The organism is Aureispira sp. CCB-QB1, from assembly GCF_000724545.1.
Taxonomy (GTDB): domain Bacteria; phylum Bacteroidota; class Bacteroidia; order Chitinophagales; family Saprospiraceae; genus Aureispira.
Genome location: NZ_JHBV01000021.1, coordinates 63561 through 79491, shown reverse-complemented (window position 1 = coordinate 79491; position 15931 = coordinate 63561). Strand labels below are relative to the sequence as shown.

At 36.7% G+C, this 15931-nt stretch carries 10 protein-coding genes; 2 read left to right on the top strand and 8 right to left on the bottom strand.

The genetic code is table 11. The features are described from left to right. Nucleotides 1-156: 156 nt before the first annotated feature. The 8 genes from CG11_RS09820 to CG11_RS09785 all read right to left on the bottom strand — a co-directional run bounded on the left by CG11_RS09820 (nucleotide 157) and on the right by CG11_RS09785 (nucleotide 9919). The gene (locus CG11_RS09820; RefSeq protein WP_052595631.1) at nucleotides 157-1617 is read right to left on the bottom strand and encodes a hypothetical protein; all 1461 of its coding nucleotides are present in this window, start codon (nucleotides 1615-1617) and stop codon (nucleotides 157-159) included. Between the two features lie 242 nt (nucleotides 1618-1859). Continuing rightward, nucleotides 1860-3299, bottom strand: coding sequence for a hypothetical protein (locus tag CG11_RS09815; RefSeq protein WP_156039720.1), 1440 nt, complete (start codon nucleotides 3297-3299; stop codon nucleotides 1860-1862). A 169-nt stretch (nucleotides 3300-3468) separates the two neighbouring features. Next, nucleotides 3469-4869: a hypothetical protein gene (locus tag CG11_RS09810; RefSeq protein WP_052595627.1), complete on the bottom strand. Its 1401-nt coding sequence runs from the start codon at nucleotides 4867-4869 to the stop codon at nucleotides 3469-3471. Nucleotides 4870-4987: 118 nt separating this feature from the next. Next, nucleotides 4988-5716, bottom strand: coding sequence for a type III pantothenate kinase (locus tag CG11_RS09805; RefSeq protein WP_052595625.1), 729 nt, complete (start codon nucleotides 5714-5716; stop codon nucleotides 4988-4990). Nucleotides 5717-5903: 187 nt separating this feature from the next. Continuing rightward, the gene (locus CG11_RS09800; RefSeq protein WP_052595622.1) at nucleotides 5904-6362 is read right to left on the bottom strand and encodes a GNAT family N-acetyltransferase; all 459 of its coding nucleotides are present in this window, start codon (nucleotides 6360-6362) and stop codon (nucleotides 5904-5906) included. Nucleotide 6363: 1 nt separating this feature from the next. Continuing rightward, nucleotides 6364-7530, bottom strand: coding sequence for an ArsA family ATPase (locus CG11_RS09795; protein ID WP_052595620.1), 1167 nt, complete (start codon nucleotides 7528-7530; stop codon nucleotides 6364-6366). Nucleotides 7531-7807: 277 nt separating this feature from the next. Further along, nucleotides 7808-8974 carry a histidinol-phosphate transaminase gene (locus CG11_RS09790; RefSeq protein ID WP_052595619.1) on the bottom strand — a complete coding sequence of 389 codons (1167 nt, stop codon included), beginning with the start codon at nucleotides 8972-8974 and terminating at the stop codon, nucleotides 7808-7810. Between the two features lie 45 nt (nucleotides 8975-9019). Next, nucleotides 9020-9919, bottom strand: coding sequence for a flavin reductase family protein (locus CG11_RS09785; RefSeq protein WP_052595617.1), 900 nt, complete (start codon nucleotides 9917-9919; stop codon nucleotides 9020-9022). Nucleotides 9920-10340: 421 nt separating this feature from the next. On the opposite strand from CG11_RS09785, the gene CG11_RS09780 reads away from it, so the two are divergent. Both CG11_RS09780 and CG11_RS09775 read left to right on the top strand, forming a co-directional pair. Beyond that, on the top strand, nucleotides 10341-11933 hold the full coding sequence (locus tag CG11_RS09780) for a PQQ-binding-like beta-propeller repeat protein (protein ID WP_052595615.1): 1593 nt from the start codon (nucleotides 10341-10343) through the stop codon (nucleotides 11931-11933). 349 nt (nucleotides 11934-12282) lie between these two features. Then, entirely contained in the window at nucleotides 12283-15882 is a 3600-nt protein-coding gene (locus CG11_RS09775; RefSeq protein WP_052595613.1) for a PKD domain-containing protein, read from the top strand. Nucleotides 15883-15931: the final 49 nt, after the last annotated feature.

The following is a 15931-nucleotide window of genomic DNA, read 5'->3' as shown; positions in this document are numbered from 1 at the left end:
CAAAAAATGGTAGATTCGGGAAAGAAACCTCTATTTAGGTGGTACACAGACTTATTTGTACCCTAAAAGCTAGCACAAAAAACAAAAGCCATCCAAATTGGATGACTTTTGTGGTAATAATATTACCTGTTATGTTAATTTATATATCAAATTGTTTTATTCTCCATTAGAACGAATGGTTGTTGTAGCACCAATCCAACATCCAACAGTATAGCTACCACCTTCTTTTAATCCACGTTGGAAAATATCTCCTTTGGTTGGTAAATACTTTTTGTATTTAGCGATACTGCTATTAGCTTTAGATGCAACGCTAGGGTCAACACTTTTAGCTTTAGCCCACATATCCATTGCAGCCCATGCGACTACTTGTGCATCCCATCCTGTTCCAGCACCACCAGAACAACGTTTCCCACTAGAAGCGTACATATTTCCAATTAGCATATAAGGTTCTCCCCATCCAGATTTTAATTCAGCAGCTTTGTAACACAAGCTTCTTGCTTTGCTATAAGCACCTTTCCCAAAGTAGTGGTAAGCAATACGATATGCCAATTCTCCTTTTTCTTCCTCCGTTGTCTCGCATTCTGGAGAACTAGGATCTTCTAGAGATTTTTCATACCAATCAAAAGCTTCCTCTTTGTATCTTTCAGCAGCTTCTTCGTCGCCTGCTTTTTTGAACTTTCTAGATTCCATTTCACGGAATTGACCTTTTTTCAAGTTGCAAAGTTTGCCAAAGTTATCTTTAGCAATTTCGTAATCTACTGAATCTTTCCATGGTTGGTAGATAGCAAGAACTTCTACATACAATTCATTCTCTTCGCCACATTTTTTCTTTAAGATATCTAATATTTCTGCATTTTGCTCCATATTAGTTTTGTCTCCCTCAAATTTAGGTTTGTATTGATCAACATAGTAATCACAACCCCAGATAGCACCACCAATTTTTCCAAATTCAGCTTCTACTTTTTCCCATTTTTTCTTGTATTTTTCCCCCTCTTTTTGGTTGTTCTTAATGTTATGCTCAGCAATTCCTTTTAATTGGTCATACAAAGCGCGCATGTATTCAGCTGTAAATTTGGGGTGTTTATTTTTGAACAAATAAACAGTTAATTGAGCCATTGGAACAAAAATCATTTCATCGGTTTCATTTTTGCCCAATTCAATAGATTTTTCAAACATCTCAATAGCCGTTTCAGAACTACCACGAGCCGAGTAAATATAATAGCCTTCCCACGCTCTATCTTTAGAATCCTCGCCAAGACAAGCAGCCATTTGGTCGTATAGATCCATCATCTTTTTTAAGTATTCTTCCTTCTTTGCTTTGTCTTTTTCATCTTTAGCAAAGGTTTTATACATGGTAATACCATTTTTAAAGTGCGTTGTTTTGGCAGGCAACGGAATTTTTACAGTAGCAAATAATTCTTCCCAAACAGGAAAAGCTTCTTTATATTTTTTTGATTTGAATAAGTCTCTATAGATAACATGTTTTTCTTTGGCACTCTCAACACCATTAGGATACGCTTCCCATGACTCACATTGAGCAGAAGCTTGTCCCGCCATTAAAACAGTAAGCGATAAGGCTGAACCAAATTTCAAAAGAGATTTCCATTTTTTTAACATAACTATTTTTATTTTTTATTCTTAATTTAAGTTCTAGTTCTAATTTAAACCTGTAGGTTCCTGTTTTATAAAAGTCCAAAAGCGTGCCATAATAATTTATAGTAAATTAGGTGTGCACTAAATGTCTGCAAATCAGACTCTTAAAATCCTAGTTCAAGAGCGGTGCAAAAATAACAAAAATTGATGGAAACACCTAAAAGCTTTTGGCGCTTAATCTTTTATTATTATTAGTTTTATCCAATCTAATTGGGAGCAACTTGCACCGTGGTTTTTTGCTGAATCCAACAATCTACAAAGTAGGGTGCTCCAATTTGAAGTGTTTGTTGAAAAACTTCTTCACTAGAGGGCAGATACTTTTCATAACGTTGAATTCTCTTATTAGCAATTTCTTTTACACTAGCATCTATTTTTTTTGCTTTTCTCCATTCATCAAGTGCTACCCAAATAACAGCTTTGCCCTCCCAAGTGGAAGGAGCAGAAAGCTTACAAGTAGTATAACTGTTGATATATAAATTCCCTACAAGAATATAAGGTGCTCCCCACTTAGGTTGATGTACAGAAGCTATTCTACACCATTTTTTAGCTTTAGGGAATGCTTCATGGATAAAGTACTCATAAGCGATTCTATAAGCCAATTCTGCTTTTTCTTTTGAGTTTATAGTAGAATCATTGGCAACAATGGCTGCCTCATATAGAGCAAATGCATTTGCTCGATGGGTTTTGTATTGGAGAGAATCATTGTTTTTTAGACATTTTCTACTAAGCATTTCGTAATGCATACCTTGTTGGTAGGGCGGTAATTCTGATATTGGTACAAAGAGAGTACAAGAAAGACTATTTTGAGTTTGTAGGGCTTGTTGTTGCTGTTGAACAAGCTGGTAGAATTTGGTGTTTTGACCACACTTTTTCTCTAAAATACTTAGAATTTCTTCATTTTGCTTTATATTATTAGAGTCTTGAAGATAAAGTGGTCGCCAATGGTTTTCAAAAAAATTACAATCCCAGATTGTAGACAAATAATCCTGAATTCGAAGAAATTCCTGTTCTGCTTTTTTCCATTTTTCTAAATAGATGGGGTTGTTTTTGTTCTGATCAACCAAATCTTTTAGTTGGTGATATAAGGCAGTTACATATTTTTTTGTAAATGTAGGATGCTTCTTTTGGTATAAATAGACAGAGAGTTGAGCCATCGGAAAAATGACGGTACTAGATGTCTGATGACCACCTAATTGAAGTGCTTCTTGAAAAGCTTCTACAACGATGCTAGGTTCTGCTTGTAAAACATATAGATGATAACCCATCCAAACTTTGTTGGAGGTATTTTTACCCAAACAATTTTCCTGTTGTTGATACAAATTGATAAGCGTATCAATAAGGACAATTTTTTTAGTTGAGTTGGTTTCTATTTTCGCAAGGTTATAATAAAGATAAATACCATCTTTGAAGTGCCTGTTGGGAGCTTCTTTTGGGGATTGCACATTTAGAAATAGTGCCCTCCATATTGGAAATGCTTTCTGATATTGCTTGTTGTTGAGCCAATCTCGATAAAGAACGTGTTGTTCTTTTGCATATTCAATACCCTGCGGGTGCGCTTCCCAAGAGTTGCATTGGGCAACCATGTAAGAGTTGTATAGTATTCCAATTATAATTAGATAATAAAGATTGGAATTTGAATAAGTCATATTGCTTTGTTTATAGTTGGCGGGGAACGAACTATACTCAACTAGATGCAGTTATTCGAAGTCTTGGTGGGTTGCCAAATGTTAAAGCCAATCTGAATTACTTAAAAACTTATTATCAAGTTTATTAAAGGCAACTCAGATTGGCTCTTAGACTTTTTTGTCTTATTTTTTATCTAAACTTAGAACGGTCAAACCATCCACTAGCATTTAAGGCAAAACCAAGGTTAACTTTAAAGTAGACATCGCCAATTAGCTCTGGGTGTCCTAAGTACCCTACATCAAAGCCAAGGTTAACAAAACCTAAGATACTTTTTGCTTTGGGAGGACGCATCGGGAAACCTGCTCCAATAGACAATCCATAGTCCATTAGTTGATAGCTAGTGCCATTGGCAGCAACAAAAGTACGAGCATCAAGCCCATAATGTGCGCCTACACGGTAGCGAATTCTATTAAAATAGCTGGTATAATCGGCAAAATCAGGAACAATTTGTAAACCCACTGCAAAACGATGAGAATTGGATAAATTAGGACTTTTTTCCCCATTTCTACGGAACATTGACCACATCTCTGTTTCATAAGATGCGCCGACCAACAGTCCCAAATCTTTGCCAAATGAAACGCCTCCACCTAATTTTATAGGCATGTTAAGACTTCCTTTGATGTCGCTAGCGTTTTGGATAGAATCAATAGGGTGGTATAAGCCAACTCTAGTATATTGTTGGCTAGAAGTAGTAATGATATCAGAAACACCTCCAGCATAAACACCAATGGTTAATTTATTGTCGATACTGAAACTTGGGTCTGGGGATACTTTTTTATTTTTGGATGGAACGACATACTCGTATTGTAATCCAAGATCCCAAATAAAGCCAACACCATTTTCTTCTACTAATAATCGCTCATCATAAGCCAAAGAATAGGAACTATCTCTAAAATCAATATAGGTGCTGTTGCTAATTTTTCCAAATAATAATCCTGCATTGAGTCCTGCCGAAAAGCCTTTGTAGGTAACTCCATTTGACCAATTGACACGATACTTATTGCCTTCTCCTGTATAATTGAACAATACATTAGGAATGTTGCCTACGGTTCGTGTTACAGAAACATCATAATTAACTTGGCTATAGGGCATCAAGCTAAAAGCCATTCCCCATTGAACAGGAGCTCCTCTGCGCAAAGTATCTCGCATAACTTCCCAACTTTTCGTAATCGGAAATGCCAAAGACAAGTAGGTCAAGTTCCCATTATCTGCTTGTGCAGACAAACCTGTGTTTTTTTCTGATAATTCGCTGTGGCGATAGTCCAGACCAAGTTGAAAAGAGGTGTAACGTAGTTTTCCTAATGAAGCAGGGTTGGTTAGGTTGATGTCCCAATAACTACGGTAGGTAGCTGATAATCCTCCACTCATAGAGGCATTAGGGGTAAAAAGAGAGCCTTTCAAATCTCCTAAGCCATATCGAGAATAAGGCGAATTACCTCTAGAATATTGTCCAAAAGAAGCTGTTACCATTGTTCCCATCAAAAGAAGGACTAAAAATGGTGTAAATGTCTGCTTAAAAAGCTGTTGCATGAAAATTTATTTTTGAATTGTCTGTTGTTTGTTGATTGTCTATCTAAGGCATTGAATTTTTACTTAGATTGGTGGTTCTATGCCAAACCAACAAAATCAAGGTGCAACAGAGGCAAATCTATTGTGTATTATAATTTAAAATCTTATTTAAACCTATCAAAACGAGTTTAGGCTGCGCAAATATCTCATTTTTAAGTTGACTTTCAAAATAAGATGCATCGCCTCCAGTCACAATGACCTTAATATTGCCAAATTGTTGTTCATATTGTAATTTAAAACCTTTCAGTTCGTGCAAAACACCATAAAGTACTCCTGTTTGAATAGATGTTTTGGTAGAGGTACCGATAAAGTGGTTCAAATTTTCTTGCTCAATCAAAGGTAGTTTTGCTGTAAATTGGTGTAAAGCTCGAAAACGCATTTGAATACCTGGTAAAATACTTCCTCCCATATAAACATGTTGAGCTGTAACAAAATCATAAGTGATACAAGTGCCTGCATCTACGACCAAAACTCCTTGTGTAGGATGTATTACTGTTGCGCCAACCACAGCTGCCAGCCGGTCATTCCCTAATGTCTTAGGAGTTTGATATTGGCTCTTTAATGGAACCTTGGTTGCTGCTGATAACTGAATGACAGTTTGTAGCTGTGTGCTCAAAAAGTCTATAATTTGCTGATAATCTGCCCGAACAGAGGATAAAATGGCATGTTTTATTGCAAATTCTGAACATACTTTTTCTAAGAGGGGGATTGATAATTCAGAATGTATAGAAAATGAATGTAAGACATTCTGTGCATCATAAACCCCTAGTTTTACTTGTGTATTGCCTACATCAATGCATAGGTTCATTATATGATTATTTTTGCAAGTTGATTGAACTACATGATATCAAGAAAATAGTTGACTAGTTGACACAAGCTAATTTTTTGACACCATATACAACAAAGTGTTGGTGAATTACTAATTGTAGAAACGTTGCTAAAAAGAGAAAGGATAGTTTTAATTTCAATTTTAGAGTTTCCCAAAGCATTTTTGCCTACTTTACTTCCAAATACATTTGTGTATGAGGGATATTGTCCTCTAGGTATTTTTTACCCGTATCCTTAAAACCTAAGCTTTCATAAAATTCCAATAAGTAATCCTGTGCAGAAATGCGAATATTCTGTTTGCCCCACAAACCCCAACAATAATCAATGGATTTTTCCATTAACAATCGCCCAACTCCCTTGCCTCGTGTCAAAGGACTGGTGACCACACGCCCAATTGAAATATCATGCTCATAAGATCCTCCTTTGGGAACCAATCGAGTATACGCCATGAGTTGATTTTGGTCATTGAACGCCATAACATGCGCACAGATTGTATCCAAGTTATCAAAATCCAAATAAGGACAGTTTTGCTCTACAACAAAGACTTGTTGGCGCAAGTGACCAAGTTGATAAACCTCTATTCCTGATAATGTTTCAAATGATTTGCAAACCCAGTTTAGTGTCATATTACCCCTTTTTTAGACGTATGTGCAACCAAGAATTATTAAAAGCATGACCATCCAAGTCCAAGAAATTAGCAAAACGAGGAAGGAGGACACTTTTTTTACGTCCACCAATACTAATGACTAATTCATCGCCGTATTTTTCTAAGCTAAATTCTTCGGCACCAATAAAAGGAAGGTACATAGAGACTTTGTAGTAATCTGAAAATTCTTCTACTTTGAAAGGACTTTCGTTATGAAATATCTTAGCAGGATTGGCTTCGCTATAGATGGCTGTGGCTATTTGTTGTAATAATTCTAGACCAAATACTTCTTGTCCTTGATGTTCTACTTTAAAAATAGGCAAAGGTTGAAAGCTTTCTTCGATGTCTTGAAGGTACTTGCTTTGAGATTGAACATATTGCTCAAAAACAGACCCCGCACCACCAGCCAACTCTGGTAAAATTCGATTTACAACGACTGCATCTACATTGTAACCATACAAGTTGAGGTAAGTATAAGCACGTTTGGCTTCTTGTATAACCATGCGCTCTGGATTGGCTACAATACGAATAGAACAAATTTCAGGATTGAGCATGATTTTTTGAACAGTTTCCAACTTATTAAATAAGTTTTGTAGTTCTTCATAGCCCTCTTCTAGCGGAATGCCTTTGGTCTTTTTTAAGATTTTGCCAACAGCTTTGATAACCATTTTTTGCCCAGGAAAGGCTTTGGTTAACCAAGATTGCATGACTTGAGGCAAGGTGAGTAATGTCAATGTTTCGCCTGTAGGAGCACTATCTATAATTAAGACATCGTAAAATTTTTCTTGATAATATTTTTCAATCCACAAGAAAGCAGAGGCTTCTTCCATACCCGGCAATACTGATAACTCTTCTGCAACAACGTTGTTCACACCTCGCCATTTAAAAATAGACAACATTAAGTGGCGCATACTCTCCCAATTCTTTTTCATAGAATAGTAGACATCAAATTCTTGTCCCCATAAGTTTTCTGTAATCAGAGTAGGTTCGGGCTGAAGCTCAACATGGAGGGCATCAGACAAACTGTGCGCAGGGTCGGTAGAAACGACTAATGTTTTTAAACCTTTTCTAGCGCATTGTAAGGCTGTGGCAGCAGCCGTGGTTGTTTTTCCAACTCCTCCTTTTCCTGTAAATAGTATGATTCGCATATTAAAATTTGATTGATTTTTGAATGTGCCTGTTGGTTTTCTTTTGTATCTCACAGACCTTATTATTAAACTACATTTTGGTGGAAGTAGTTTATAAATTTTGTGAATTAGTCAGCAGCTAAATTACTAGTGTCTATTCTTTGATTGTTGATGGCACAAAATACAGAAGTAAATGGACAAAAAAAAGCTCGTTTTTAGCTTAATTTGCCAAAAACAAGCTTTGTAGGTAAGGATGGGCACAATTTATATTGATATAATCGCGTGTCAATATAGTAATTTAGACCCCTAATATTTTCTTAAAAATACCCAAAAAAGAACTGGCTTGGCGTAGTGTTCCAGAAACTGCTTTCCAGAACAAACGACTTCCAGATGTCTTAATAGGCATATCTTTGAATGCTTTGACCAGACGCATGTTATCTAAGCCTTTTCCAATGGTAATCCGAATGCAGTTGTCTAAACCTGGTAAGTCAGAAACGTTTAAAACATGAATAAGCTCTTCTTTTCGAAGGTGTTGTGTCATGATAGAAGCATCTTCAACTTTGATTAAGAGTGTATTCGTTTCACTGTCAAAAACTTCTAATACCGCAGGGAGCTTTTCTAGCATTGTTTTAACTTGCGCCCTTTCCTCAATTGTTCTAGTTACAATTCTCGCTTTTTGATCGGGTACATACAATGCTTTAGTGGCCATTTTTTGAGCTACCGTATTGACCGAAAAAGGAGGTTTTAAAATATTTAAAATTCGGATAATTTCTGGACTAGCATAAGCCATGCCGACTGGAAGCCCTGCTAAACCCCATGCTCTAGAAAAACTTTGAATGATGATAACATTAGAACACTCATTGATAATGGAAACTAAGCTCTGATTCGGTGCATAGTCGATAGCAGATTCATCGATCACAACAATTCCGTCAAAACTAGTGACTAAGTCTACAATATCAAAATTCGCAAAACAAGAACCCGTAATATGATTAGGGTTTTCAATAAAAAGCAGTTTTGTGGCTTCTGTAATGGATTTGCGAACCTCATAAATAGGCATTTCAAAATTATGACCTAATTCTAGTAAATCAATTTCAAGTGCCTGCATTTTTGCAAAATGCTTTAGGCGATTGTTAGAAGGTTGAAATCCTATAATATGATCTTGTCCAACATGGCAAAAGGTGCGAATAACCAAATCAATCAATTCGGTAGATCCGTTGCCTATACAAATTTGTTGAGGCGTTAAGTTAGTATAAGCAGCTAATTCTTCTTTGAGTCGAGTTGCTTTGATATCTGGACGTTGACTATAATCTTCATCGGTGCCAACTGTTCCATACAAGCCAGTAGGGCGATGTGCATTCAGAAAACCTGCTTTGATATCAAGCGTTTCGACCAAAGCTTCTTTAGAAGCAACTAACTTTCGAATGTATTTTGGAATCCATTCATTTATTTTTTCTGTATGTTCCATAATTATCCTGTTTAGAATGTTGGCATCAAGAATTGTAGAATCGGCTTAACCTACTGCTTCGTAAAGCATAGCAAAGCCAAATGCTTTTTCTGGTTCCCCCTCATTTAATGCTTTTTTGGCTAACTTATGCAAGCCTTCTAGCATGGTTTCGTCAGGAGCTTCTGCACTAATTAATACTTCTTGGACTTCATTACTCATCAATAATTCTTGAATCAAATCATCTTTAGGGAATTCATATAAGCCTGCAATTTGAGCCAAATCATTACCAGTAAGTACGGTACTATTGACTAAGTGAGGAGGTAATTGATCAAAACCCAATGATAGTTTGACAACAGATTGATAGACGTCAAAAATATTAGCACCACTCGCTCGAACATAGTGTGCTCGCCCCATTCTTCCCACTAAATCAATTTTGTGTGGGTTGATTCTGTCGCCATCTAGCACCTCTTCGCTGACATGTAATTTTAAAACCTGACATATAATTAGATGTCCTGCACCCCCATGTTCCCCTAAGGTAATGATTTCACTTACTTTGCATTCAAAGTGAGCAGGAGATTCTTTGATTCTAAATGGTTGTACCATTTCGGATTTTAAAGGAGTTAGTCCTGACTTTGCAAATTCGCTGACATCAGAGGGGTATGAAATGCTGGCCAACGCCATTTGACGAACAATAGAATAATTAACTACGTTAACAACGACTTCTTGGTTAAGCTCAATATTGTGCAAGGTGTCTTTTGTCGTATTATCTGCAACGCGTCTATTGGAAGAGAAAACTAAAACAGGAGGATTAGAGCTAAAAGCATTAAAAAAGCTGTAAGGAGCAATGTTCGCCACTCCTTTATCGTCAATTGTGCTCACAAATGCAATGGGTCTTGGGGCTACCGCACCTAATATGAATTGATGCAAATCTTTAGTTTCTATTTCTCCAGGAGTAATGCTACGCATGATTTTTATTCTATTTTAATTTGAGAGTAATAACAGCAGTTTACTAAATGATGTTTTTTTTTAGCTAAGAACTACAAACAGGAGCAAACGAGTTCGTGTTATCAGCAAAAAAATCCAATAAAGTAATTCGTGGATATAATTAAATGTACATAACCAAAGTTAAGGATTTTCTTTTGCTATACGATTGTTTTAAAAATAAAGATTCTCTTATTTTGGTTATCCTTGATTTAAATCCTTGTTTATAAGTTTGTTGGAAGCTAAAAAAAAAGATTTATAGTGCTTTGTAAGTCAGTAAGTTGTTAAGAAGTTTTTTGTATTGCAAGTAATTGATTATCAAAAGAATAACGTTTTAAAGAATAATTGAATAGAAAACAGCTATTTTTAGGACCAAAAGTACACCTTCAATTGAAATTAAGTACAGATGGACAGATCAGGTAAAATTTTAGTTGGAATAATTGCCATTACCTTCGGAGGAATTGTTGTTTTGCTTTATCAATTGCACCTTGGGCATGTTGTAGTTCCAACAATGGAAGCTTCTCAATTAGAATTAGATGCTTCTAAAGAAACAACGGTTGTTATTACTCACGAGCGCAATCCATACAAGGGGAGTTTCAAAAAACAAGATGGAAGTATCTTTACGTTAGAGCTATTGAATGCCAGTTTTTTGCATAATCCTATGCGAAACTATTATGGCGATAGCGCACCAAGTCAGTTGAATGTACTATGGAAGCACAAACTAGGGCAGGGAATTACCAAAGTAGGTACAGAGGAGAAAATATGGAAAGGGGCAGGTTGGACAGGACAGCCTTTGATAGTAGCTGAAAATGGAGAAAAGTATTTGATACAAGGAGCATACGATCATCATTTGAAAAAAATAGATGCCAAAACAGGGCAATTGATTTGGCAGTATCAATACGATGATGTAATAAAAGGGACTGGTAGTTTGTGGTTGAATCATCAAGCAGATTCTTTGAAACATTTTTGTGTGATTCTGCAAGGAAGTCGGGCAGGAAAAAGCACTTATGCCACAACAATTCCAAGCTACCGAGCTATTTCTTTGATTACAGGGGAAGAACTTTGGCGTTTGAATAGCGCTAAGACAGCAAGTTATAGTAGAGATGTCGATGCTTCTGCTTTGATTGTAAATGATACGGCTTACATTGGTTTGGAGAATAGCATTTGGACTATTTTTGACCCTGATCCCAAAAACGCAACTCAAAGAGGTGGTTTGTTGCAGCCTCAAATTTATAAAAACAAAGATACCCTTTATCTAAAAAGTGATTGGGAGAAACACCAAGGAAATTTGGTAACAGAAGCATCGCCCACTTTGTTGGGGCATCGAATTTATATTGCCTCAGGATCTGGGCATATTTGGGGATACAATTTGCAGACAGATAGTATTGATTGGGATTACTATGTAGGATCAGACATTGATGGTTCGCCAGTTGTAACAAAAGATAGCTGTTTGTTGGTAACTATTGAAAAGCAGTATATAAAAGGACATGGAGGTGTTTTGAAGCTAAATCCTAACAAAAGTCCGAATGAAGCAGTAGAATGGTTTTTTCCAACAGAAAACAAGCCTTTTTCGACTTGGGATGGTGGGGTCATCGGTTCTACAGGAGTTAACTATTCTTTTAAGAAGTTTGGGGAACCCAATATAGCGGTGTTTACAGCAATTGATGGCTTTATGTATGTTGTTAATACAGATTCCTTAGATCTTACTCAACCCAAGGCAACATTTGATAGCACGCATTTTTTCTCTCAACCAACGCTTCTTTTTAAATACAAGACAGGTTCCTCTATTTCTACACCAATTATTATCAAAGACAAGCTAATTGCAGCAAGCTACAAAGGAATTTATTTGTTTGACTTTGATAGTAATATGAATTTTAAGCTTCGAGATATGGTCAAAGTCCGCTGTGAATCAACCCCTGTTGTAGATGAAGGGAAATTATACGTAGCTTCTAGAAATGGTTATTTGTATTGTTTTGGAAATGTAGATTCAACTAAGTAAGTGGGCATAAAAAATTATAGGTAAAAAATAGCCTTATTTTTAGTGCTAATCGAAGAGGAAAAGTGCGGTTTTAGCGAGCTAAAGCAAATTTTTCCGATGAAGAGTAGTGCAAAAAGAAGGTTGTTTAGCTGCGCTGCTACTTCGTGGTTTATAGAATTTTTTCTGAACGATTACTTATAGTAAATTGATTGGAGTTTTTTAGTTAAAAGCAAAAAATTAAGAATTAATTAAGAATTATGACAAAATAAAAGTAATTCCTTCGCTGCTTTTTACTAATTTTGTTTTGTCCCCACAACCAACAAATTTTTGGTGTAATAATCCATTATTTTAAAACAAACTATTTTTATCAATGAAATTGGTATTTGTGTGGCTGTGGGCCATTGGATGTATATTGTTACCCTATCTGCTAAAAGCGCAAACATGGGTAGATCAAATGCAAAATCGTTCTGTAAATTTTTATACTGTTCAACAGAGCTTTGAGACTGCATGGGGCAACAAGCCTTATGAGAGAGGCAATGGATGGAAACAATACAAACGATGGGAAGCATTTTGGGAACCTAGAGTTTTTCCTCATGGAGTACGCCCTCCTGTAAGACATATATGGAAAGAACATTTGCGTTTTCAAAGAACCTATCCATCTTCAAGTTCGGGAGCTCGAAATGCCAATTGGTCACCAATGGGACCTTATTCTTGGACTACTTCTTCTTATAATCCAGGAAATGGTCGTGTCAATGCTGTAGCAGAAGATCCTAATGACCCGAATACATTGTATATTGGCGCTCCTGCTGGTGGTTGTTGGAAATCAACAGATGGTGGTGCTTCTTGGACGGTCTTAACAGACGATCTACAATCATTAGGGGTATCTGCAATTGCCATTGATTATACAAATAGTAATGTAATTTATATAGGGACAGGGGACGATGATGGTAACGACACTTACAGCATTGGTTTGTTAAAAACAACGGATGGTGGAACTACTTGGGCAGAAGTTACTCCTTCTTCAGCATCTATATTTGGAGCTAAAATTTATAAAGTAATTATTCATCCTGTTGACCACAATACGGTATTTTTAGCTTCTTCAACAGGATGTCATAAAAGCACGGATGGTGGTGCCACTTGGACATTGTTGCGTACAGGAGTATGGCGAGATATGGAGCTAAAACCTGGTGACCCCAATACGATTTACCTTGCTAATAAAACAGTTTATCGCACGACAGATGGTGGGACAACGTGGAGTTTAGTTAATGTGGGATTGCCTACGGCTTCTAATATTAATCGTGCCGAGATCGCTGTTACTCCTGCCAATCCTGATTACGTATACTTTGTTTGTGGTAATGAGGCTGATGCGAGTTTTTATGGTTTATACCGATCTACCAACAGCGGAACTTCATTTACCTTGCAGGCTAATACACCAAATATTTTTGCTTACGATATGACAGGAAGTAATACTACTTCTGGTCAAAGTTGGTACGATATGGCTATTGCAGCATCACCAACCAATGCTGAAGAAATTTATATTGGAGGTATTAACGTTTGGAAATCAACAGATGGTGGTGTTAGTTATACTATCAAATCACATTGGTATTATCCTCCAACTGTTGGGTATACCCATGCAGATATTCATGTTTTGGAGATGTATGGCAATCGGTTGTATTGTGGTAGTGATGGAGGTATTTTTAAATCAACCAATGGTGGTAATGGCTTTTCAGATTTATCTGATGGTTTGAGCATTTCTCAATTTTATCGTATTGGTGGTTCTGAACAAGTGCCTCATAAGATTGTTGGAGGAACACAAGATAATGGTTGTAATTTAGTCACGAACCGTGTAGCATTGCATACCAATGGTGGTGATGGAATGGAAGCATTGATTTCTCCATTGGATTCTGCGGTCATTTATACAAGTTCGCAATATGGAAACTTTAGACGTTCCGATGATGGTGGCTATAACTTTTCTGGTATTTTTCCAACCAAATCTGGTGACGGTGCTTGGGTGACTCCTTTGGTAATGAACCCACAAGACAATGATATGTTGTTGGCGGGTTTTGATGAAGTTTACCTAACCTTAGATCAAGGAAATTCAGATAGCCCTATTTCTTCGTTTAACTTAGGACCTGGGAATTTGTTACGAAACTTAGCGATTTCACCGTCTGATGGATACACCCATTTTTACGCAGGTACCTACAGTCAGATTTTTGCAACAACAAATAGTGGTGCGAATTGGACAGATGTTACAGCAGGTTTGCCTAACTCTGCAATGTCATCTATTACGGTACACCCAACCAACCCTCTTAAAGTATGGGTTACTTTTTCGGGGATACAAATAGGAGAAAAAGTCTATATGACAGAAAATGGTGGAACGACTTGGACAAATATTTCAGGTAATTTGCCCAATATTCCTGTCAACTGTTTGGTCTACCAAAATGGTTCAGCAGATGGTATTTATATCGGTACAGATGCTGGAGTTTATTATACTGATTCCTTATTGGCGGGATGGCAATATTACTCTACTGGCTTGCCAAATGTGATTGTAAATGATTTGGAAATTAATTATACGATTGGAAAAATTCGTGCAGGAACATATGGGCGAGGACTTTGGGAATCGCCAATTAAGCAACCTGTGACAACGCCACCAACTGCTAATTTTGGATTTAGCAATGATCAAGTTTGTACAACAGATTCAATCGAATTTTCAGATGCTTCTATAGATCATGCCCCTAGTTGGTTATGGCGTTTTCCTGGTGGAAGTCCAAGTAGTTCTACAGAGCAAAATCCTAAAGTTGTTTATCCTTCTACAGGGGTGTATAATGTTACCTTGATTGTTCAAAATATGAACGGAGTAGATAGTGTGACAAAGTCTATTCCTGTAAGTTATCAACCTAATGAACTCAATCTTAGTATACAGTTGGATAACAGTCCTGTTGATGTATCTTGGAATCTGAAGGATAATACAGGAAGTACATTATATGAGAGTCGGCAATTTGCATTGGCAGGTAGAGATAGTCAGTTGGTGGAGCAACCTATTTGTTTGGCAGCGGGTTGTTATACATTAGTAATGTTGGATCTTTCTGGTAATGGTCTCTGTTGTGGTAATGGTGATGGCTATTATTTGTTAACAGATATAAATGGTGATACAGTAGCTTTTGGTGCTTCGTATGGATATACAGATACAACGACATTCTGTGTTAGTCAAGCTACTCCTTTGGTTGTTGGGGCATCAGAAAGTCCAGCAACGTGTGGTATGTCAGATGGAATGATTACAGTAACAGCATTAGGAGGAGATGGTAATTTTACTTATAGTATTGATGGGGGAGCATTTCAAGCTAGTCCTATTTTCAATAATCTTTCTGTCGGTAGTTACACGATTACGGTTCAAGATGGTTTGGGGGCTCAATCTACGATCACGACTGTTGTTAATAACAGCAACCAGCCAACAGCGGTTGCTTCGGTTAATGCAACTACAGTTTACTTAAATCAAGGGGGCGTAGCCAACTTTTTCTCTACCAATTCACTCCATGCAGCTTCGTATAATTGGACGTTTCCTGACGGAACTACTTCCTCACAAGCAGATCCCAACTTTACTTTTACAACAGATGGGCAACAGCAAGTAATTTTAACAGTGAATAATGGTGCTTGTAGTGATTCGGATACATTGAATATTACAGTTATTAATAATGTAAATGTAACTGAAATTGAAAATAAGGCGACTATTACGGTATCACCTAATCCAATTAAAGATAAATTTCTATTGGATATTGAGTTTTTGAAAACTCAGGATAATGTAGAGGTGATTATACACAATGCTGTAGGGCAGCAAGTGTTTTGGCAAGAACTTAAACAAGTCAAGACATACCAACAACAAATCCATTTTGGTAATGAACCAAGTGGTGTGTATGTTGTCACAGTATTGGGGAATGATATGGCTATTTCTAAAAAGTTTGTCAAATCGTAATTGACGTTGCGTCATTATTTATACCTAACAAATAAAAAAGGATTAAGCG